At 67.9% G+C, this 16,230-nt stretch carries 12 protein-coding genes; 2 read left to right on the top strand and 10 right to left on the bottom strand.

Annotation, left to right across the window (positions count from 1 at the left end):
• Positions 1 to 7 precede the first annotated feature (7 nt).
• The 10 genes from QIT00_RS34125 to QIT00_RS34080 all read right to left on the bottom strand — a co-directional run bounded on the left by QIT00_RS34125 (position 8) and on the right by QIT00_RS34080 (position 14,600).
• Positions 8 to 985, bottom strand: a complete 978-nt coding sequence (locus QIT00_RS34125; RefSeq protein WP_282539365.1) for an ABC transporter permease — start codon at positions 983 to 985, stop codon at positions 8 to 10.
• Entirely contained in the window at positions 978 to 1,901 is a 924-nt protein-coding gene (locus QIT00_RS34120; protein ID WP_282539364.1) for an ABC transporter permease, read from the bottom strand. The genes QIT00_RS34125 and QIT00_RS34120 overlap by 8 nt, the downstream gene beginning before the upstream one ends.
• A gap of 16 nt (positions 1,902 to 1,917) precedes the next feature.
• Positions 1,918 to 3,540 (bottom strand): peptide ABC transporter substrate-binding protein, encoded by a 1,623-nt coding sequence (locus tag QIT00_RS34115; protein ID WP_282539363.1) that lies wholly within the window; start codon positions 3,538 to 3,540, stop codon positions 1,918 to 1,920.
• A 181-nt stretch (positions 3,541 to 3,721) separates the two neighbouring features.
• A complete protein-coding gene (locus tag QIT00_RS34110; RefSeq protein WP_282539362.1) occupies positions 3,722 to 4,870 on the bottom strand; it encodes an ABC transporter ATP-binding protein in 1,149 nt (382 codons plus the stop codon).
• Positions 4,863 to 5,921: an ABC transporter ATP-binding protein gene (locus tag QIT00_RS34105; RefSeq protein WP_282539361.1), complete on the bottom strand. Its 1,059-nt coding sequence runs from the start codon at positions 5,919 to 5,921 to the stop codon at positions 4,863 to 4,865. The genes QIT00_RS34110 and QIT00_RS34105 overlap by 8 nt, the downstream gene beginning before the upstream one ends.
• Before the next feature lie 11 nt (positions 5,922 to 5,932).
• The gene (locus tag QIT00_RS34100) at positions 5,933 to 6,883 is read right to left on the bottom strand and encodes an ABC transporter permease (protein WP_282539360.1); all 951 of its coding nucleotides are present in this window, start codon (positions 6,881 to 6,883) and stop codon (positions 5,933 to 5,935) included.
• The gene (locus QIT00_RS34095) at positions 6,876 to 7,802 is read right to left on the bottom strand and encodes an ABC transporter permease (RefSeq protein WP_282539375.1); all 927 of its coding nucleotides are present in this window, start codon (positions 7,800 to 7,802) and stop codon (positions 6,876 to 6,878) included. Before QIT00_RS34095 ends, QIT00_RS34100 begins: the two co-directional genes overlap by 8 nt.
• A gap of 148 nt (positions 7,803 to 7,950) precedes the next feature.
• Positions 7,951 to 9,591, bottom strand: a complete 1,641-nt coding sequence (locus QIT00_RS34090) for a peptide ABC transporter substrate-binding protein (protein WP_282539359.1) — start codon at positions 9,589 to 9,591, stop codon at positions 7,951 to 7,953.
• Positions 9,592 to 10,121: 530 nt separating this feature from the next.
• Positions 10,122 to 12,029, bottom strand: coding sequence for a translational GTPase TypA (gene typA, locus QIT00_RS34085; protein ID WP_282539358.1), 1,908 nt, complete (start codon positions 12,027 to 12,029; stop codon positions 10,122 to 10,124).
• Positions 12,030 to 12,227: 198 nt separating this feature from the next.
• Complete coding sequence (locus QIT00_RS34080; protein ID WP_282539357.1) at positions 12,228 to 14,600, bottom strand: ABC transporter family substrate-binding protein; 2,373 nt, start codon at positions 14,598 to 14,600, stop codon at positions 12,228 to 12,230.
• Positions 14,601 to 15,042: 442 nt separating this feature from the next.
• On the opposite strand from QIT00_RS34080, the gene QIT00_RS34075 reads away from it, so the two are divergent.
• Positions 15,043 to 15,330 (top strand): hypothetical protein, encoded by a 288-nt coding sequence (locus QIT00_RS34075; RefSeq protein WP_282539356.1) that lies wholly within the window; start codon positions 15,043 to 15,045, stop codon positions 15,328 to 15,330.
• 67 nt (positions 15,331 to 15,397) lie between these two features.
• Positions 15,398 to 16,222 carry a hypothetical protein gene (locus tag QIT00_RS34070; protein WP_282539355.1) on the top strand — a complete coding sequence of 275 codons (825 nt, stop codon included), beginning with the start codon at positions 15,398 to 15,400 and terminating at the stop codon, positions 16,220 to 16,222.
• The last annotated feature ends 8 nt before the right edge of the window (positions 16,223 to 16,230 follow it).

The following is a 16,230-nucleotide window of genomic DNA, read 5'->3' as shown; positions in this document are numbered from 1 at the left end:
GCGGCGCTCACCTCAGCTTCGGGTCGAGGGCGTCGCGCACCGCGTCGCCGAGCATGATGAACGCGAGCACGGTGATGCTCAGGGCGCCCGCGGGCCAGAGCAGCATGTGCGGGGCGTTGCGGATGGACTGGGCGGCGTTGGCGATGTCGATCCCCCAGGACACGGTGGGCGGGCGCAGTCCGACGCCGAGGAACGACAGGGTGGCCTCCAGGGCGATGTACGTACCGAGGGCGATGGTCGCGACGACGATGACCGGCGCGACCGCGTTCGGCGCGACATGCCTCAGCAGCATCCGCCCGTTGCCCGCGCCGAGCGCCCGCGCGGCCTGCACGTAGTCGTTCTGCTTGGCGGTGATCACCGAACCGCGGGCGATGCGGGAGATCTGCGGCCAGCCGAGCAGCACGATGAAGCCGACCACCGGCCAGACCGTGCTGCTGGTGACCACCGAGAGCAGCACCAGACCGCCGAGGATCACCGGGATGCCGAAGAAGATGTCCGCGACCCGGGAGAGCAGCGCGTCCCACCAGCCGCCGAAGAACCCGGCGAGGCCGCCGAGCAGGCTGCCGAGCAGCGCGGCGCCGAGGGTGGCGCAGACGCCGACGGTGATGGAGGCGCGGGCCCCGTACACGGTGCGGGTGTAGACGTCGCAGCCCTGGCTGTCGTAGCCGAAGGGGTGGCCGGGCTGCGAGCCCTCCTGGGCCTTGGCGAGATGGCACTCGAGGGGGTTGCCGGTGGCGATCAGTCCGGGCCAGAGGGAGATGACGACGAGGAAGAGGATGAGAAGGCCGGAGACCAGGAAGATCGGGTTGCGGCGCAGCTGGTACCAGGCGTCCGACCACAGGCTGCGCGGCTTCCCGGGCCCGGTGCCGAGCGGCGGCCCACCCGGCGCTTTTTCGAGCGTCTCGGCCTCGCTCATCGCCAGGTCCATCGCGCCCCCTCCGCCGTACGGGGCTACGGCCGCTTGCTGGTCGTACGGCTCAGGCATAACGGATCCTCGGGTCCAGGACCGCGTAGAGGAGGTCGACGAGCAGGTTGGCGAGCAGGAAGACGATCACCAGGATCGTCACGAAGCCGACCACCGTGGGGGCGTTGTTGCGCAGGATGCCCTGGTAGATCTGGTAGCCGACGCCGTGGATGTTGAAGATCTTCTCCGTGACGATGGCGCCGCCCATCAGCGCGCCGATGTCCGTGCCGATGAAGGTGATCACCGGGATCAGCGAGTTGCGCAGCAGATGCCGGGTGATGATCCGGCGCCGCGGCAGTCCCTTGGCGACGGCGGTCCGCAGATAGTCGGCGCGTACGTTCTCCGCGATGGACGTACGGGTCAGGCGCGTGACGTACGCGAGCGAGACCAGGGCGAGCACCGTGCCGGGCAGGAGCAGCTCGCTGAACGGCGCCTCCGGGGAGACCGTCGGCCGGATCACGGCCCACTTCACGCCGAACAGGAACTGCAGCACATACCCGCTGACGAAGGTCGGGACGGAGATGACGACCAGGGTGAGCACGAGCACCGAGGTGTCGACGGTCCGGCCGCGCCGCAGTCCGCTGACCACACCGAGGGTGATGCCGACGACCAGCTCGATGACGACGGCGACGAGGGTCAGGCGCAGGGTCACGGGATAGGCGCTGGCGAGCAGTTCGGTGACCTTCTGGCCGTTGAAGGCGGTGCCGAAGTCGCCCTGGAAGATCTGCCCCATGTAGTGCAGGTACTGCTTCCACAGCGGCTGGTCGAGGTAGAGCTCCTTGCGGATACGCGCCGCGGTGGCGGGGTCGGGCGCCTTGTCCCCGAAGAGCGCGGCGACCGGGTCGCCGAGCGCGTACACCATCACGAAGATCAGGAACGTACTGCCGATGAAGACCGGGATCATCTGGAGCAGGCGCCGGATCACATAGCGTCCCATGCGGTGGCTCCCTGGGTCAGCTGACCTTGATCTGGTCGTAGACCGGGACGCTGAACTGGTTGAGCTGGACGTCCGAGATCAGGTCCGAGTAGCCCGCGGAGCCGTTCTGGTACCAGAGCGGGATCGCCGGCATCTGCTCGGCGAGGATCTTCTCGGCCTCCTGGAACTTCGCCACGGCCGCGGCCGGGTCGCTCTCCCGGTTGGCCTCGGCGATCAGCCCGTCGAACTCCTTGTTCTCGAACTTGCCGTAGTTCGAGGAGCCGCCGGTCGCGTACAGCGGCTGGAGGAAGTTCTGGATGAGCGGGTAGTCGGCCTGCCAGCCGGAGCGGAACGGGCCCGTCATCTTGAAGCCGGCGATCTGGTTCTTGAAGTCGGCGAAGGTGCCGACCGGGTTGACCGTGCACACCGCGCCCTTGCCGAGGGCGTTGTTGATGCTGTTGCAGACCGCGTCCATCCAGTCGCGGTGCGAGCCGGTGTCCACGTTCGACGTCAACTGGACCTTGCCGCCGGGCAGTCCGCCGCCCTCGTCGATCAGCTTCTTGGCCTGCTCCGGGTTGTACGTACAGGCGTCGCCGCACAGGCCCTCCTCGTAGCCGCCCTTGTCGTGCAGGGCGGGCGAGGTCCAGTCGGTGGCCGGGGTGCGGGTCTCCTGGTAGATCTGCTTCGTGATCTCGTCCCGGTTGATCGCCATGGACAGCCCCTTGCGGACCTTCTCCATGCCGGGCTTGTTCCAGCGTTTGTCGTACATCGGGAAGACCACGGTCTGGATGATCAGCGCGGGCTGGTTGATGTACCGGTCGCCGAGGTCGCTCTTGACGTTCTTCAGCTGCTTGGCCGGTACGTCGTCGACGAGGTCGAGGTTGCCCGCCATCAGATCGGTGTACGCGGTGTTGTTGTCCGTGTAGACGACCAGGTCGACGCCGCCGTTCTGCGCCTTGTCCGGGCCCTTGTACCCGTCCCAGGCGCGCAGCTTCATCGACGAGCCCTTGGTGTACGACTCCACGGTGTACGGGCCGTTGCCCACCGGCTTCTTCAGCCAGGCGTCGTGGTCCTTGAAGAAGGCCTGGGGCAGCGGCGAGAACGCCTGGTAGCCGAGGGTCTCCGGCCAGGTGGAGAACTTCTCCTTCAGCTTCACCGTGAACGTCCGCTCGTCCTTGACGACGAGACCGGACATCGTCTTGGCCTTGGCGTTCCCGGACGCCGGGTGGACGTCGTCGTAGCCCTGGATGTTGGCGAAGAACGGGGAGTTGTTCTGCTTGTTGTCGATGTGCGCGCCGTAGTTCCAGGCGTCCACGAAGGACTTGGCGGTGACCTTCTCGCCGTTGCTGAACGTCAAGCCGGTCTTCAGGGTGACCGTGAAGTTCTGCTGGTCGGTGGTGTCGATCTTCTCGGCGACCATGTTCTCGGCCTCGCCGGTCTTCGGGTCGTACCTCTTCAGACCCCGGAAGAGCAGGTCGAGGACCTTGCCGCCCTGGACCTCGTTGGTGTTGGCCGGTTCGATCGGGTTCTGCGGGTCGCCCCAGGAGGAGCGCACGATTCCCGCGCCTTCGGCGACGGTGCTTCCGCCGCCGCAGGCCGTCGCCGCGAGTGCGACGGAGACCGCGCACACGGCCCACTTGGCATGGGTGGCTCCGCGCATGGTGTGCCTCCTCGATGCGTGACGCAGGTAGGCCCCAATACACCCCACACCCGGACAGACCGCATGCGTACGACCGCCTTCCGTGCGCCCCCGTACGCCAAAACCCCCCGGATGCCCGAGCGGGCTTCCGGGGGGCGGAAGGTGAAACAGGGTCAGGCCGCGGATGCGTCGTGAAACAGGGTCAGGCCGCGTGCACGACGTCCTTCTCCTCGGCGAAGTGGCAGGCCGACTCGTGCGCGGCCGGGGTGTCCGAGCTCTTGAACCGCTCGGGCACCGCGAGCAGCGGCACCTCCTCGGCGCACTTGTCCTGCGCCTTCCAGCAGCGCGTACGGAACCGGCAGCCGGAGGGCGGGTTGGCCGGCGAGGGGACGTCCCCGGTGAGGATGATCCGCTCCCGGCCCTCGCGGGCCTCCGGGTCCGGCACGGGCACCGCGGAGAGCAGCGCCTGCGTGTACGGATGCGTCGGGTGGTCGTAGATCTGGGTGTCTGTGCCGATCTCGGCCATCTTGCCCAGGTACATCACGCCGACCCGGTCGGAGATGTGCCGCACGATGGACAGGTCGTGCGCGATGAAGAGGTAGGACAGGTTGAACTCGTCCTGCAGCTTCTCCATCAGGTTGATGACCTGCGCCTGCACCGACACGTCGAGCGCGGAGACCGGCTCGTCGCAGATGATGATCTCCGGGTTGAGCGCGAGGCCGCGGGCGATGCCGATGCGCTGGCGCTGGCCGCCGGAGAACTGGTGCGGATAGCGGTTGATGTACTCCGGGTTGAGGCCCACGACGTCCAGGAGTTCCTGGACCTTGCGGCGGCGGTCGCCCTTGGGGGCCGCCTCCGGGTGGATGTCGAAGGGCTCCCCGATGATGTCGCCGACCGTCATACGCGGGTTCAGCGAGGTGTACGGGTCCTGGAACACCATCTGGATGTTGCGGCGCACCGCCTTCAGCGCGCGCCCCGACAGGCGGGTGATGTCCTGGCCCTTGTAGAACACCTCGCCGGAGGTGGCCGTTTCGAGCAGCATCAGGAGTTTGGCGACGGTGGACTTGCCGCAGCCGGACTCGCCCACGATGCCCAGGGTCTCGCCCTGGTACAGGTCGAAGGAGATCCCGTCGACGGCCTTGACCGCGCCGATCTGCCGCTTGAAGAGGATGCCCTGGGTCAGCGGGAAGTGCTTGACCAGGTTGCGCACCTGAAGGATCGGCTCACCGCGCTCGACCGGGGCCTCGATCGCCGCGACCGCCTCAGTCTCTCCGGCCACGCCGGCCGCTTCGACCTCGGAGACGTTGGGCGTGGCGTCCATCGGCTCGTCGCCCTTGTTCAGCTCAGCCATGGATCGTCTCCTTCCAGAAGTGGCAGGCGCTGCCGCGGCCGGCGATCTCGCCACCGCCCTGCTCGGTCACCCGGTGCAGGACGGGCACGTCCGTACGGCAGATGTCCTCGGCCTTCGGGCAGCGCGGGTTGAAGGCGCAACCGGTGGGGATCCGGGTCAGGTTGGGCGGCAGGCCCTTGATCGCGTACAGCTCCTGGCCCTTCTGGTCCAGGCGCGGGATCGAGTCGAGCAGGCCCCGGGTGTACGGGTGCGCGGGGCGCTTGTACAGCTCGTGCACCGGGGCGGTCTCCACGATCCGGCCCGCGTACATCACCGCGATCTTGTCGGCGACGTCGGCGACCACACCCAGGTCGTGGGTGATCAGGATCAGGCCCATGTTGAACTCCTGCTGCAGTTCAGCGAGGAGGTCCATGACCTGGGCCTGCACGGTCACGTCGAGGGCCGTGGTCGGCTCGTCCGCGATGATCAGGTCGGGCTCCAGGGCCAGCGCCATGGCGATCATGATGCGCTGGCGCATACCGCCGGAGAACTGGTGCGGGTAGTCGTTCACCCGCTCCCTGGCCGCCGGGATGCGCACCCGCTCCATCAGCTCGATGGAGCGGGCCTTGGCCTGCTTCTTGCTCATGCCCTGGTGCACGCGGAACATCTCGCCGAGCTGATAGCCCACCGAGAGCACGGGGTTTAGGGCGGAGAGCGCGTCCTGGAAGATCATGGCGATCTTCTGGCCGCGGATCCTGCGCCGCTCCTCGTGGGACATGGTGAGCATGTCCTCGCCGCGGAAGCGGATCTCGCCCCGCGGGATCTTCCCTGGCGGCATGTCGAGGATGCCCATGATCGCCTGCGCGGTCACGGACTTGCCGGAGCCGGACTCACCGAGCACGGCGAGCGTCTCGCCCGCGTCCACGGTGTAGTTGACGCCGTTCACCGCCTTGGCCACCCCGTCACGGGTGTGGAACTCGACGTGCAGATCGCGCACTTCGAGCAGGGGGGCGCCGGACTCGGACCCGCCGCGCGGGCCCGGGACGCTCATGGTCTTGTCGATGGTGGTCACGTACGCCCTCCTCAGCGCAGCTTGGGGTCGAGGGCGTCGCGGACCGCGTCGCCGAGCATGATGAACGCGAAGACCGTGAGCGTCAGCATTCCGGCCGGGAACATCAGCGCGTGCGGGTTGTCGCGGATCGCCTTGGAGCCCTGCGAGATGTCGATGCCCCAGGAGATCGTCGGCTCGGAGAGACCGAGGCCGAGGTACGAGAGCGTCGCCTCCGCCGAGATGTAGCCGCCCAGGGCGATCGTGGCGACCACGATGGTCGGCGCGATGGCGTTGGGCAGCACATGCCGGAAGAGCATCCGCGTGGTGCTCGCGCCGAGGGCGCGGGCCGCCGTCACGTAGTCCGCCTGCTTGGCGCTGATCACCGAACTGCGGGTGACACGGGCCATGGAGGTCCAGCCGAGGAAGGCGAGGGCCAGCACCACCACGTACACCTTGCGCTCGGTGAACGCGTTCAGGACGACCATCGCGCCGAGCAGGAACGGGATGCCGAAGAACATGTCCGTCATCCGGGAGATGATCGAGTCGATCAGTCCGCCGAAGTACCCCGCGACCAGGCCGAGCAGGCCACCGACGAGCGTCACCGCCGCGGTCACGCCGACGCCGACGAGGATCGAGGCGCGGGTGCCGTAGATGACGCGGGCGTAGATGGAGCGGCCCTGGCCGTCGTAGCCGAACCAGTCGGGCTGGAAGAAGTGCGTCAGCTCCGGCTTGCTCAGGAAGTGGTTCGTCAGGTCGCCCTTGGTGGGGTCGGCGCTGGTGAACAGGCCCGGGAAGGCGGCGATCAGCAGCAGCAGTACGAGGAGGGTGGCCGACACCCAGAACATGGGCCGGTGCCGCAGCTCGAACCAGGCGTCTCCCCACAGGCTGCGGGGCTTGCGCTGCTCGGGCTTCGACACGAGGGCGGCGGTGTCGCCGCCCGTCTTCTCGGCTGCCGTGAGCGTGGTCTGTGTGGTGTCAGGCATACCGGATCCTCGGGTCCAGGACCGCGTACAGCAGGTCGATGACGAGATTGATCAGGAGGATGACGAGCACGAGGATCGTCACCACACCGACGATCGTGGTGCCCTCGCTCGTCTGGATGGCCCGGAAGAGCACGTTGCCGACGCCCTGAACATTGAAGATGCCCTCGGTGATGACGGCGCCGCCGATGAAGGCGCCCACGTCCGTGCCGATGAAGGTGATCACCGGGATCAGCGAGTTGCGCAGCAGGTGCACGCCCACGATGCGGCGCCGCGGCAGGCCCTTGGCGAGCGCGGTGCGCATGTAGTCGGCGCGCAGGTTCTCCGCGAAGGTGGTCCGCGTCAGCCGTGCCACGTACGCCATGGAGAGCATGGCGAGGACGAAGGCCGGCAGGAACAACTGCCCCCAGTTCTCAGAGTCCTGGACGTTCGGCGCCACCCAGCCGAGCTTGTCCGCGAGGACGAAGCGGGCGAGGTAGCCGAGCACGAACACCGGGATGGAGATCACCAGGAGCGTGAAGATCAGCACGCCGGAGTCGGGGGCCTTGCCGGCCTTGAGCCCCGCCCAGGCGCCGAGGCCGATGCCGACGACGATCTCGATGGCGATCGCGAAGAGCGTGAGGCGGAGCGTCACGGGGAACGCCTCGCTCATCACGTCGATGACCTGCCGGCCACCGAAGGTCTTGCCGAAGTCTCCCTGGAAGAGATTCAGCATGTAGTCGATGTACTGCTTCCACACGGGCTGATCGAGCCCGAACTCATGGCGCAGCGCGGCGACCTGAGCGGGGTCGGCCGCCTTGTCACCCCACATCGCCCGGATGGGGTCTCCGGGAAGGATGTGGACCATGAGGAAAATCAACAGAGTCGTCCCGATGAAGATCGGGATCATCTGGAGCAGTCGCCTGGCGGCGTAGCGCCCCATCATGCCTCCATGCCGTGAGGGGTCCGGCGCAGCCTGGCACTCATCAACCGCTGGTGGGGGGTGGAGAGTTACGGGCCTACGCCTGTGGCCCGAGGCCGCCGCACCCCGTCTCAGGGGGCGCGGCGGCTCGGGCCTGCGGTCCCGGAACTTACTTCTTCTTCACCTGGACGTCGGTGAAGATCGGGTCGCCGTCCTGGCCGTAGGGGATCTTGCCGTAGACGTTGGTCGACTGACCGCTGTTGACCTTGTAGAACCACAGCGGGATGGCCGGCATGTCCTTGACGAGGAGCTGCTCCGCCTCCTGGTAGAGCTTCACCGTCTCCTCAAGGGTGGGAGCCTTGTCCGCCTTGGCGGCGAGCTCGTCGAACTCCTTGTTGGAGTAACCGCTGGTGTTACCGGCGGCCTTGGTGCCGTACAGGTCCCTCATGAAGTTCGAGTTGACCGGGTAGTCGAGCACCCAGCCACCGCGGTACATGGACTTGACCTGCTTCTTGTCACGCGCGTTCAGGTCGGCCTGGAAGGTCGGCTTGGAGTCGCCGACGCACTCGACGCCCACGGACTGCTTGATGGAGTTGCAGACCGCGTCGACCCAGGGCTTGTGGTCCTGGTCGGCGTTGTACTGGATGGAGATCTTGTTCTTCGGGACGCCGCCACCCTCCTTGATGAGGGCCTTGGCCTTCTTCGGGTCGAACTTGGCGACGTCACCGAGCGCACCGGCCTTGTGGCCGATGACGCCGCGGGCGACGAAGGAGTCGGCCGGGGTGCGCGAGCCGTGCAGCACCGTCTTGGTGATCTGCTCACGGTCGATCGCCATGGACAGACCCTGGATGACCTTCGGGTCGATGTCCTTGAACTGGTCGGTGTAGAACGCCGGGACGATGGACTGGACCGCCGAGTACTCCTCGTCGATCGCGCGCTTGCCCAGGTCTTCCTTGTAGTTCGTCAGGGCCGTGGTCGGGACCTGCTCGATCCAGTCCAGGTTGTCCGAGCGCAGGTCCGAGTAGGCGGCGTCCGCGGTCGTGTAGTTCTTGAAGTCGATGCCGCCGTTCTTCGCGGCGTTCGGGCCCTTGTAGTCCTCGTACTTGCGGACCTTGATGAGCTTGTTGTGGTCCCACGAGACGAACTTGTAGGGGCCGTTGCCGATCGGCTTCTCGCCCGCGGCCTTCGGGTCCTTGAAGAAGGACTTCGGCAGCGGGGCCCAGACGTCGTAGCCCAGCTTGTACGCGAAGTACGAGACGGAGCCGGTCAGGGAGATGGTGAAGGTGTGCTCGTCGACGACCTTCAGGCCGGACATCTTGTCGCTCTTGGGGTCACCCTTCTCCGGGTGGACGTCCTCGTAGCCCTTGATGTCGGCGAACCAGCTGGAGTTGGTCTGGTTGTTCTTGACGTTGGCCGACCAGTTCCACGAGTCCACGTAGGACTGCGCGGTGACCGGGGTGCCGTCGTGGAACTTCCAGCCCTTCTTGAGCTTCACGGTCCAGACGGAGGAGTCCTTGTTGGGCTCGACCGACTCGGCGTTGATGTACTGCAGCTTGCCGGTGCCGGGCTCGTAGTCGACGAGCGTGGAAAACACCGTGCGCAGGACGCGAGAGCCCTGGCTCTCCTTGGCGTTGGCGGGCTGCAGTGGGTTCTGCGGCTCGCTCAGCTGGGCGGTGACGATGCCCTTGGGGTCGGCCGACCCCTTGTTCATGTCGTCACTGCCGCTGTTGCCGCCGCCGCCACAGGCGGTCGCACCCAATGCGACGACGCTGGCTATCGCGACCCATTTGGCGCTCTTGGCACCGCGCATGGGTTCCTCCTCATGAGTCCACTTGTTCACTACGAGAGAGGGCACGCGACGTCCCACCGACACCCCTGACGGCGAGAGTTGAGTGCCCCAGTGTGCTCGTGAGTCGGCGCTCCCCACAGCGCGTGACCCATTGACCCGAGCTCTTCGCGCTCAACTATTAGCCATGGGGTTCGGCCCGGCCACACCCTTTTGGTCTCGGTTCGATCACACCTGACGCGTACATCTTCCGAAATCTGGACAAACCGATCCGAGATAGATGGCCGCGAAACGGACTCGTTATACATCTATCGGTCAGCCACGTCCGGTATTCGGACGGCTCGTGAGACAAAATCAGTTGCGCGTACGGCGCCGCAGGTCATGTCCGTTCAAGGCGCGTAGACCCGACGCCGGGATCGGCCCCGAAAACGCCGACTGGCCCGACTCTACGCCGAGTTGGGCGTGGAGTCGGGCCAGTCGGAAAGGCTCCTGCGGAACCTCGGGTGTGCCGGGTGCCTCAGCTGCTTTTCGGAGCCTCAGCTGTGCTGGGTGCCTCAGCTGTGCTTGGCGCGCGAGGCGCTGCGGGCGCGCTCGGTCTTGTTCAGGTTGACCTTGCGGATACGCACGGCCTCCGGGGTCACCTCGACGCACTCGTCGTCGCGGCAGAACTCCAGGCACTGCTCCAGGGAGAGCTTGCGGGCCGGCACCACGTTCTCGGTGGTGTCCGCGGAAGCCGCACGCATGTTGGTGAGCTTCTTCTCCTTGGTGATGTTCACGTCCATGTCGTCGGAGCGCGAGTTCTCGCCGACGATCATGCCCTCGTACACCTCGGTGCCGGGCTCGGTGAACAGGACGCCGCGCTCCTGCAGGTTGATCATCGCGAACGGGGTGACCGAACCGGCGCGGTCGGCGACCAGCGAACCGTTGTTACGGGTCTGCAGCTGGCCGAACCACGGCTCGTGGCCCTCGTGGATGGAGTGCGCGATACCCGTACCGCGGGTGTTGGTGAGGAACTCCGTACGGAAGCCGATGAGGCCGCGCGACGGGACGACGAACTCCATGCGGACCCAGCCGGAGCCGTGGTTCGACATGTTGTCCATACGGCCCTTGCGGACGCCCATGAGCTGAGTGACGGCGCCCATGTGCTCCTCGGGCACGTCGATCGTCATGCGCTCGACCGGCTCGTGCGTCTTGCCGTCGATCTCCTGCGTGACGACCTGCGGCTTGCCGATGGTCAGCTCGAAGCCCTCGCGGCGCATCTGCTCGACCAGGATGGCGAGCGCCAGCTCACCGCGGCCCTGCACCTCCCAGGCGTCGGGGCGCTCGGTGTCGAGGACGCGCAGCGAGACGTTACCGATCAGCTCGCGGTCCAGGCGGTCCTTCACCTGGCGGGCGGTGACCTTGCGGTCCTTGACGGCGGCCTTCGCGTCGGCGCCCTTGCCGGTGCCGCCGCGGCCGACCAGCGGCGAGGTGTTCGTACCGATCGTCATGGAGATCGCGGGCTCGTCGACCGTGATCAGCGGCAGCGCGACCGGGTTCTCCGGGTCGGCCAGGGTCTCGCCGATCATGATGTCCGGGATACCGGCGACGGCGCAGATGTCACCGGGGCCCGCGACCTCGGCGGGCTTGCGGGTGAGCGCCTCGGTCATCATCAGCTCGGAGATGCGGACGTTGGAGACCGAGCCGTCACGCTTCATCCAGGCCACGGTCTGGCCCTTGCGCAGCTCGCCCTGCTCGACGCGGAGCAGCGCGATACGGCCGAGGAAGTTGTCGGCGTCGAGGTTGGTGACGTGCGCCTGCAGCGGGCCGGTCTCGTCGAACTTGGGCGCCGGGACGTGCTCCAGGAGCGTGCTGAAGAACGGCTCCAGGCTGGTGGAGTCCGCTGGGACGGTGCCGTCCTCCGGCTTGGTCAGCGACGCGATGCCGTCACGGCCGCAGGCGTAGACGATCGGGAACTCGATCTGGTCCTCGTCGGCGTCCAGGTCGAGGAAGAGGTCGTACGTCTCGTTGACGACCTCGTCGATCCGGGAGTCCGGGCGGTCCGTCTTGTTGATGCAGAGGATGACGGGCAGCCGCTGCATCAGGGCCTTGCGCAGCACGAAGCGGGTCTGCGGCAGCGGGCCCTCGGAGGCGTCGACGAGCAGCACGACCGCGTCCACCATCGACAGGCCGCGCTCGACCTCGCCACCGAAGTCGGCGTGGCCGGGGGTGTCGATGATGTTGATCGTGATCGGGTCGCCACCGTCCTTGGGGTGGTACTTGACCGCGGTGTTCTTCGCGAGAATGGTGATGCCCTTCTCGCGCTCCAGGTCGTTGGAGTCCATGACCCGGTCGTCGACCGACTCGAGCTGGTGCGCGGCGAAGGCACCCGCCTGCTTGAGCATGGCGTCGACGATGGTCGTCTTGCCGTGGTCGACGTGGGCGACGATGGCGACGTTACGGATGTCGTGGCGCGTGGGCATACTTGCGGCGCTTCTCCCGGGAAGAGTGGTCGGCTGGCGCGTACGGTCCGGTACGCGAGCCCTGCCGGGCTGGACACGCCACGGCCTCACCCCATCCTACGTTGACGTCGCGGAAGCGGCATGGGCGGGGTTGATCAGCCCCTCCGGCGTTTGAGGAGCCGGGGTCCGGGGGCTGGCCCCCGAACCCCGACGACGGCGCTACTTCTTCTCCGGCCCCTCCGCGGCAGCACCGCGCTTCAGGTAGCCGATGTCCTCGTAGCTCGGCGTCTCGAAGCCGAAGGCGCCCACGTTGGCGAGGTTCGGCCGCGCCGCGTAAAGCTGCGGCCGCTGGTAGAGCGGGAGGGAACCGGCCGCGGCCCAGATCCGGGCGTCGGCCTTCCGCACCAGCTCCCGCGCCTTCGCCTCGTCCAGCTCCGCCACGGCCTGCTCGAAGAGCTGGTCGATGTGGTCGGTGCCGACACGGGTGTAGTTCTGCTCGACGTTCAGCGACCCGTCGGCCGCGGGCACCGGCTTGGCGAAGATCGGCCGGCCGTCGGTGGCCGGGTAGGCGGAGGCGGGCCACGAGTAGAGCGCCAGGTCGTACTGGCCGGACGCGATGTGGTCCTTGAAGTAGCTGTCGTCCTCGACCTTCTCGATCTCCGTACGGACACCGATCCGCTGCAGCATGCGGGAGATCTTGTCGCCGACGGTACGCAGCGCCTCCGAGCCGGGACCGGACGGCAGGACGAAGCGGAGGGTCAGCGCCTTGCCGTCCTTGGCCATCGGCCCGGAGGCGGCCTTGGCCGCGGAACCCTTGGCGCCTTCCTCGGCCTTCTTCTTGCCGCCCTTCTCCTTGTCCCCCTTGCCCTTCTCCTTGTCCCCCTTGCCCTTCTCCTTGTCCCCCTTCCCCTTCTCCTTGTCCTGCTCCTTGTCCTGCTCCTTGCCCTGCTCCTTGCCCTGCTCCTTCTTCTGCGGATCGGCCTCCTTCTTGTCCTTGTCCTTCTCGTCCTTCGGGGCGGCCGTGCCCTTCGGGGCGTACGCGCCCGGGACCGCGTCCCTGCTCTTCGCCTGCTGCCGGTCGTCCCGGTCGGCGGGCTTGTCGTCCTGCCCGACGATGTACGTGCCGTCGCCGGACTCGGACTCGGAGCCGGACGAGCCGGCCTCGGAGTCCTTCTCCGACTTGCCCTTCTTCTCGGACTCGGAGCCCGCGCCCTTCTCCTCGATCGCGCCGCCGCGCTCCCAGCCCGCCTCGGCGAGCAGGGCCTGCGCCTCGGCGGTGTCCTGGCTGCCGAGGGCCTTGCTGTTGTCGGCGTACGCGTACTGCCCGGCGAGGGCGAGGTGGCTGCCGACCGGCTTCGCGGGGAGGCCGAGCGGCTTGAGCACGGTCTCGGCGATCTCGGTGCGGTCGATGGCGCGGGCCACGGCACGGCGGACGCGCTCGTCGGCGAGCGGGCCCTCGGCACCGTTCAGGGCGAGCTGGGTGTAGGCCGGTTCGAGGGACTTGCGGACCTTGAAGGCGCGCAGGCCGCTCTGCTGTTCCGCGTACCGCTTGATCGCCTTGCGGTTCTTCTGGCGGGCTTCGATCTCCTCGTCCGCCTGCTCCTCCCCTTTCGCGCCGTGTGCGATCGCCCAGGAGCGCAGCGCCTGTGCGGGGGTCAGGTCGGCGCCGGGGCCGTGGGTCAGCGGGCCCTTGGCGCCGCCCTCGCGGCGGGCGAGCTCGATCCGCTCGGCGTCTTCGGCGCCGATCTCGGCCAGGTCGACCTTGCCCTCGGCGAGCGCGGCGGCCCGCTGTGCGCGCGGTACGGCACGGAAGACCAGCTTCTCCAGCTTGGCGGGCTCACCCCACCAGCGGGGGTTGCGGACCAGCGTCATCTCGCCCGCCTCGCGGTCCGTCTTCGCGACGCGGAACGGTCCCGCGGAGACCTTCAGCTTGCCGCGCGCCCCGTCGTTGAAGGTGTCCGGCGTCCCCATGACCTCCTTGGGGTACAGCGGCGAGAACAGCGAGCGCCAGTCCGCGTACGGCTTGGCGAAGGTGACCCGTACCTCCAGGTTGTTGGCACCGCGCTCGACCTTCTCGATGCGGTCGTACCCGGCGTTGCGGGCGGTCCAGTACGCGCTGTCCTTGCCGGACAGGGCGCGCCACTGGGCGGCGAAGTCGGCGGCGCCGATCTCCCGGCCGTCGCTCCAGACCGCCTGCTGGTTGAGCTTGTAGAGCACGACCTGCTTGGGCTCGCGCTCGATGATCTCGGCCTTCTCCAGGAAGTCCGGGTTGGTCTGCGGCCGGCCCTTCTCGTCGAGCGTGAACATCGACGGGAGTACGGCGCCGGCGACGCGGTTCGTGGCCGGATCGGCGTCGGCCTGGAAGGAGTTGAGGGTCTGCGGCAGTCCGTCCACGGCCCAGGTGACCTTGCCCCCGTCGACGAGTCGGTCGCGTGCCGCGGGCGCGATGTCCTGACCGGCGGCGGGGGCGCCGGACTCGTCGCCCGAGCCGCAGCCGGCCAGGGCGGGCACGGCGAGGACTCCCGTGGTGAGGAGGGCGGCAGCTCTGCGGACATGGCGCTTTCTGACGCCGGCCGAATCGAGTCGGGCCATGGCTAGGTACCTCCGGGGCTCGCCCGGCCGCCCGAATCCGGTGTAGGCCGGGTTTGATCACGTTTGGCGGTATAAGGAGTTGATCACACCTATCGCCCCCACTGAAGGTGACCGGCGGGCGCCCGCGCCACAGACACGGCGACACGCCGCCCGAACCCCACCCGCCCGGCCCAACAGCGCCAGTCGGCCGAGGGTGGAGACGCCGTCGAGGCGTACCGTCGAAGGTGGGACGGCGGGCCGTACAGCTGAGGGCCGGCCGCCCTGCCGCTGAGCGAGTGCGCGGCCACCGGAGGTCGATCGCGGGCGCTGAGCGCAAGGGACCCGCCACTCGGTGCACCGAAGCGTTCAATCCGCGCGTATCCCTTCACAACCCAGGATGTGACGCGCGACACTCGCAGGCGCATGAGGATGCCACCGCACCACCGCGGAAGTGAGGGCAATCATGTCTCTTCAAGACGATCTGAAAGCCGCGCAGCGCTCCCTGGACGAGCTCGGACGCTCCGTCGACAGCCTGGGGCGGCAGGTCGGCGACACCCTTGACGTACGCCGGGTGCGCGCGGACACCGACCATCTGCGCGCCAGCCTCGCCCAGCTCCGCGAGGCCTCACCCGGAGAGGACCCCGGCGTCCGCCCCGAGGTGATCCGGATCCCGGACAAGCCGTACGACAACTCCCTGTGGTCGGACGTGGACGACGAGGGCCTGGGCGCGAAGGACCGGCGCGCACCCTGACACCGGCCCGCGGAACCCACCCCGTCCCCCCACCGACGACCGGTAGCTCTCCCCACTGGAGATCCTGTTGGCCACTGGCACCGAACCCGACCTCGATCCCGCGGGCGGGGTGCGCGGCGCCTCGCGTGCCGCCATCGCCGCCCCGCATCTGCGCACCGACCGCTGGTGGCTGTCGCCCGCGCTGACCGCCGCGGGCCTGCTCGCCTTCGTCGTCTACTCGACCTGGCGGGCCTTCGCGAACGCGGACTACTACGCGGCGCCCTATGTCTCGCCGTTCTACTCGCCGTGCCTGGCGGAGAACTGCGTCCCCATGAAGGGCGGGCCCAACTGGGAGATCTTCGGGAGCTGGTGGGGCCTCTCCCCCGCCCTCCTGATCCTGATCTTCCCGCTCGGCTTCCGGCTGACCTGCTACTACTACCGCAAGGCGTACTACCGGGGCTTCTGGGCCTCGCCGCCCGCCTGCGCCGTGGCCGAGCCGCACAAGAAGTACAGCGGTGAGACGCGCTTCCCGCTGATCCTGCAGAACATCCACCGGTACTTCTTCTACGCGGCCGTGCCGGTCGCCGCGATCCTCACGTACGACACCGTGCTCGCCTTCCGGGACGAGCGGTACGCGTGGGGGCACATGGGGCTCGGGACGCTCGTCTTTCTCGTCAACATCGGGCTGATCTGGGCGTACACACTGTCCTGCCACTCCTGCCGGCACATCGTCGGCGGCAAGCTGAAGCACTTCTCGAAGCACCCGGTGCGGTACCGGATGTGGCAGTGGGTGGGGAAGCTGAACGCCCGCCATATGCAGCTCGCCTGGGCCTCGTTGATCAGCGTGGCCGCCGCCGACCTGTACGTGTATCTGCTCGCCACCGGCGCCTTCGCCGACCCGCGGTTCTTCTAGGAAGGGTG

Origin of the sequence: Streptomyces luteolus (assembly GCF_029968015.1) — a bacterium.
Classification (GTDB): Bacteria; Actinomycetota; Actinomycetes; order Streptomycetales; family Streptomycetaceae; genus Streptomyces; species Streptomyces luteolus.
The sequence above is the reverse complement of the archived record's forward strand: the minus strand, read 5'-3'. Positions and strand labels throughout refer to the sequence as shown.

Bases quoted from the DNA above. Each gene is read 5' to 3' on its own strand.
- QIT00_RS34125 (WP_282539365.1), bottom strand. From the start codon at position 985: ATGCCTGAGCCGTACGACCAGCAAGCGGCCGTAGCCCCGTACGGCGGA.
- typA (WP_282539358.1), bottom strand. From the start codon at position 12,029: ATGCCCACGCGCCACGACATCCGTAACGTCGCCATCGTCGCCCACGTC.
- QIT00_RS34115 (WP_282539363.1), bottom strand. From the start codon at position 3,540: ATGCGCGGAGCCACCCATGCCAAGTGGGCCGTGTGCGCGGTCTCCGTC.
- QIT00_RS34080 (WP_282539357.1), bottom strand. From the start codon at position 14,600: ATGGCCCGACTCGATTCGGCCGGCGTCAGAAAGCGCCATGTCCGCAGA.
- QIT00_RS34100 (WP_282539360.1), bottom strand. From the start codon at position 6,883: ATGCCTGACACCACACAGACCACGCTCACGGCAGCCGAGAAGACGGGC.
- QIT00_RS34095 (WP_282539375.1), bottom strand. From the start codon at position 7,802: ATGGGGCGCTACGCCGCCAGGCGACTGCTCCAGATGATCCCGATCTTC.
- QIT00_RS34120 (WP_282539364.1), bottom strand. From the start codon at position 1,901: ATGGGACGCTATGTGATCCGGCGCCTGCTCCAGATGATCCCGGTCTTC.
- QIT00_RS34110 (WP_282539362.1), bottom strand. From the start codon at position 4,870: ATGGCTGAGCTGAACAAGGGCGACGAGCCGATGGACGCCACGCCCAAC.
- QIT00_RS34075 (WP_282539356.1), top strand. From the start codon at position 15,043: ATGTCTCTTCAAGACGATCTGAAAGCCGCGCAGCGCTCCCTGGACGAG.
- QIT00_RS34090 (WP_282539359.1), bottom strand. From the start codon at position 9,591: ATGCGCGGTGCCAAGAGCGCCAAATGGGTCGCGATAGCCAGCGTCGTC.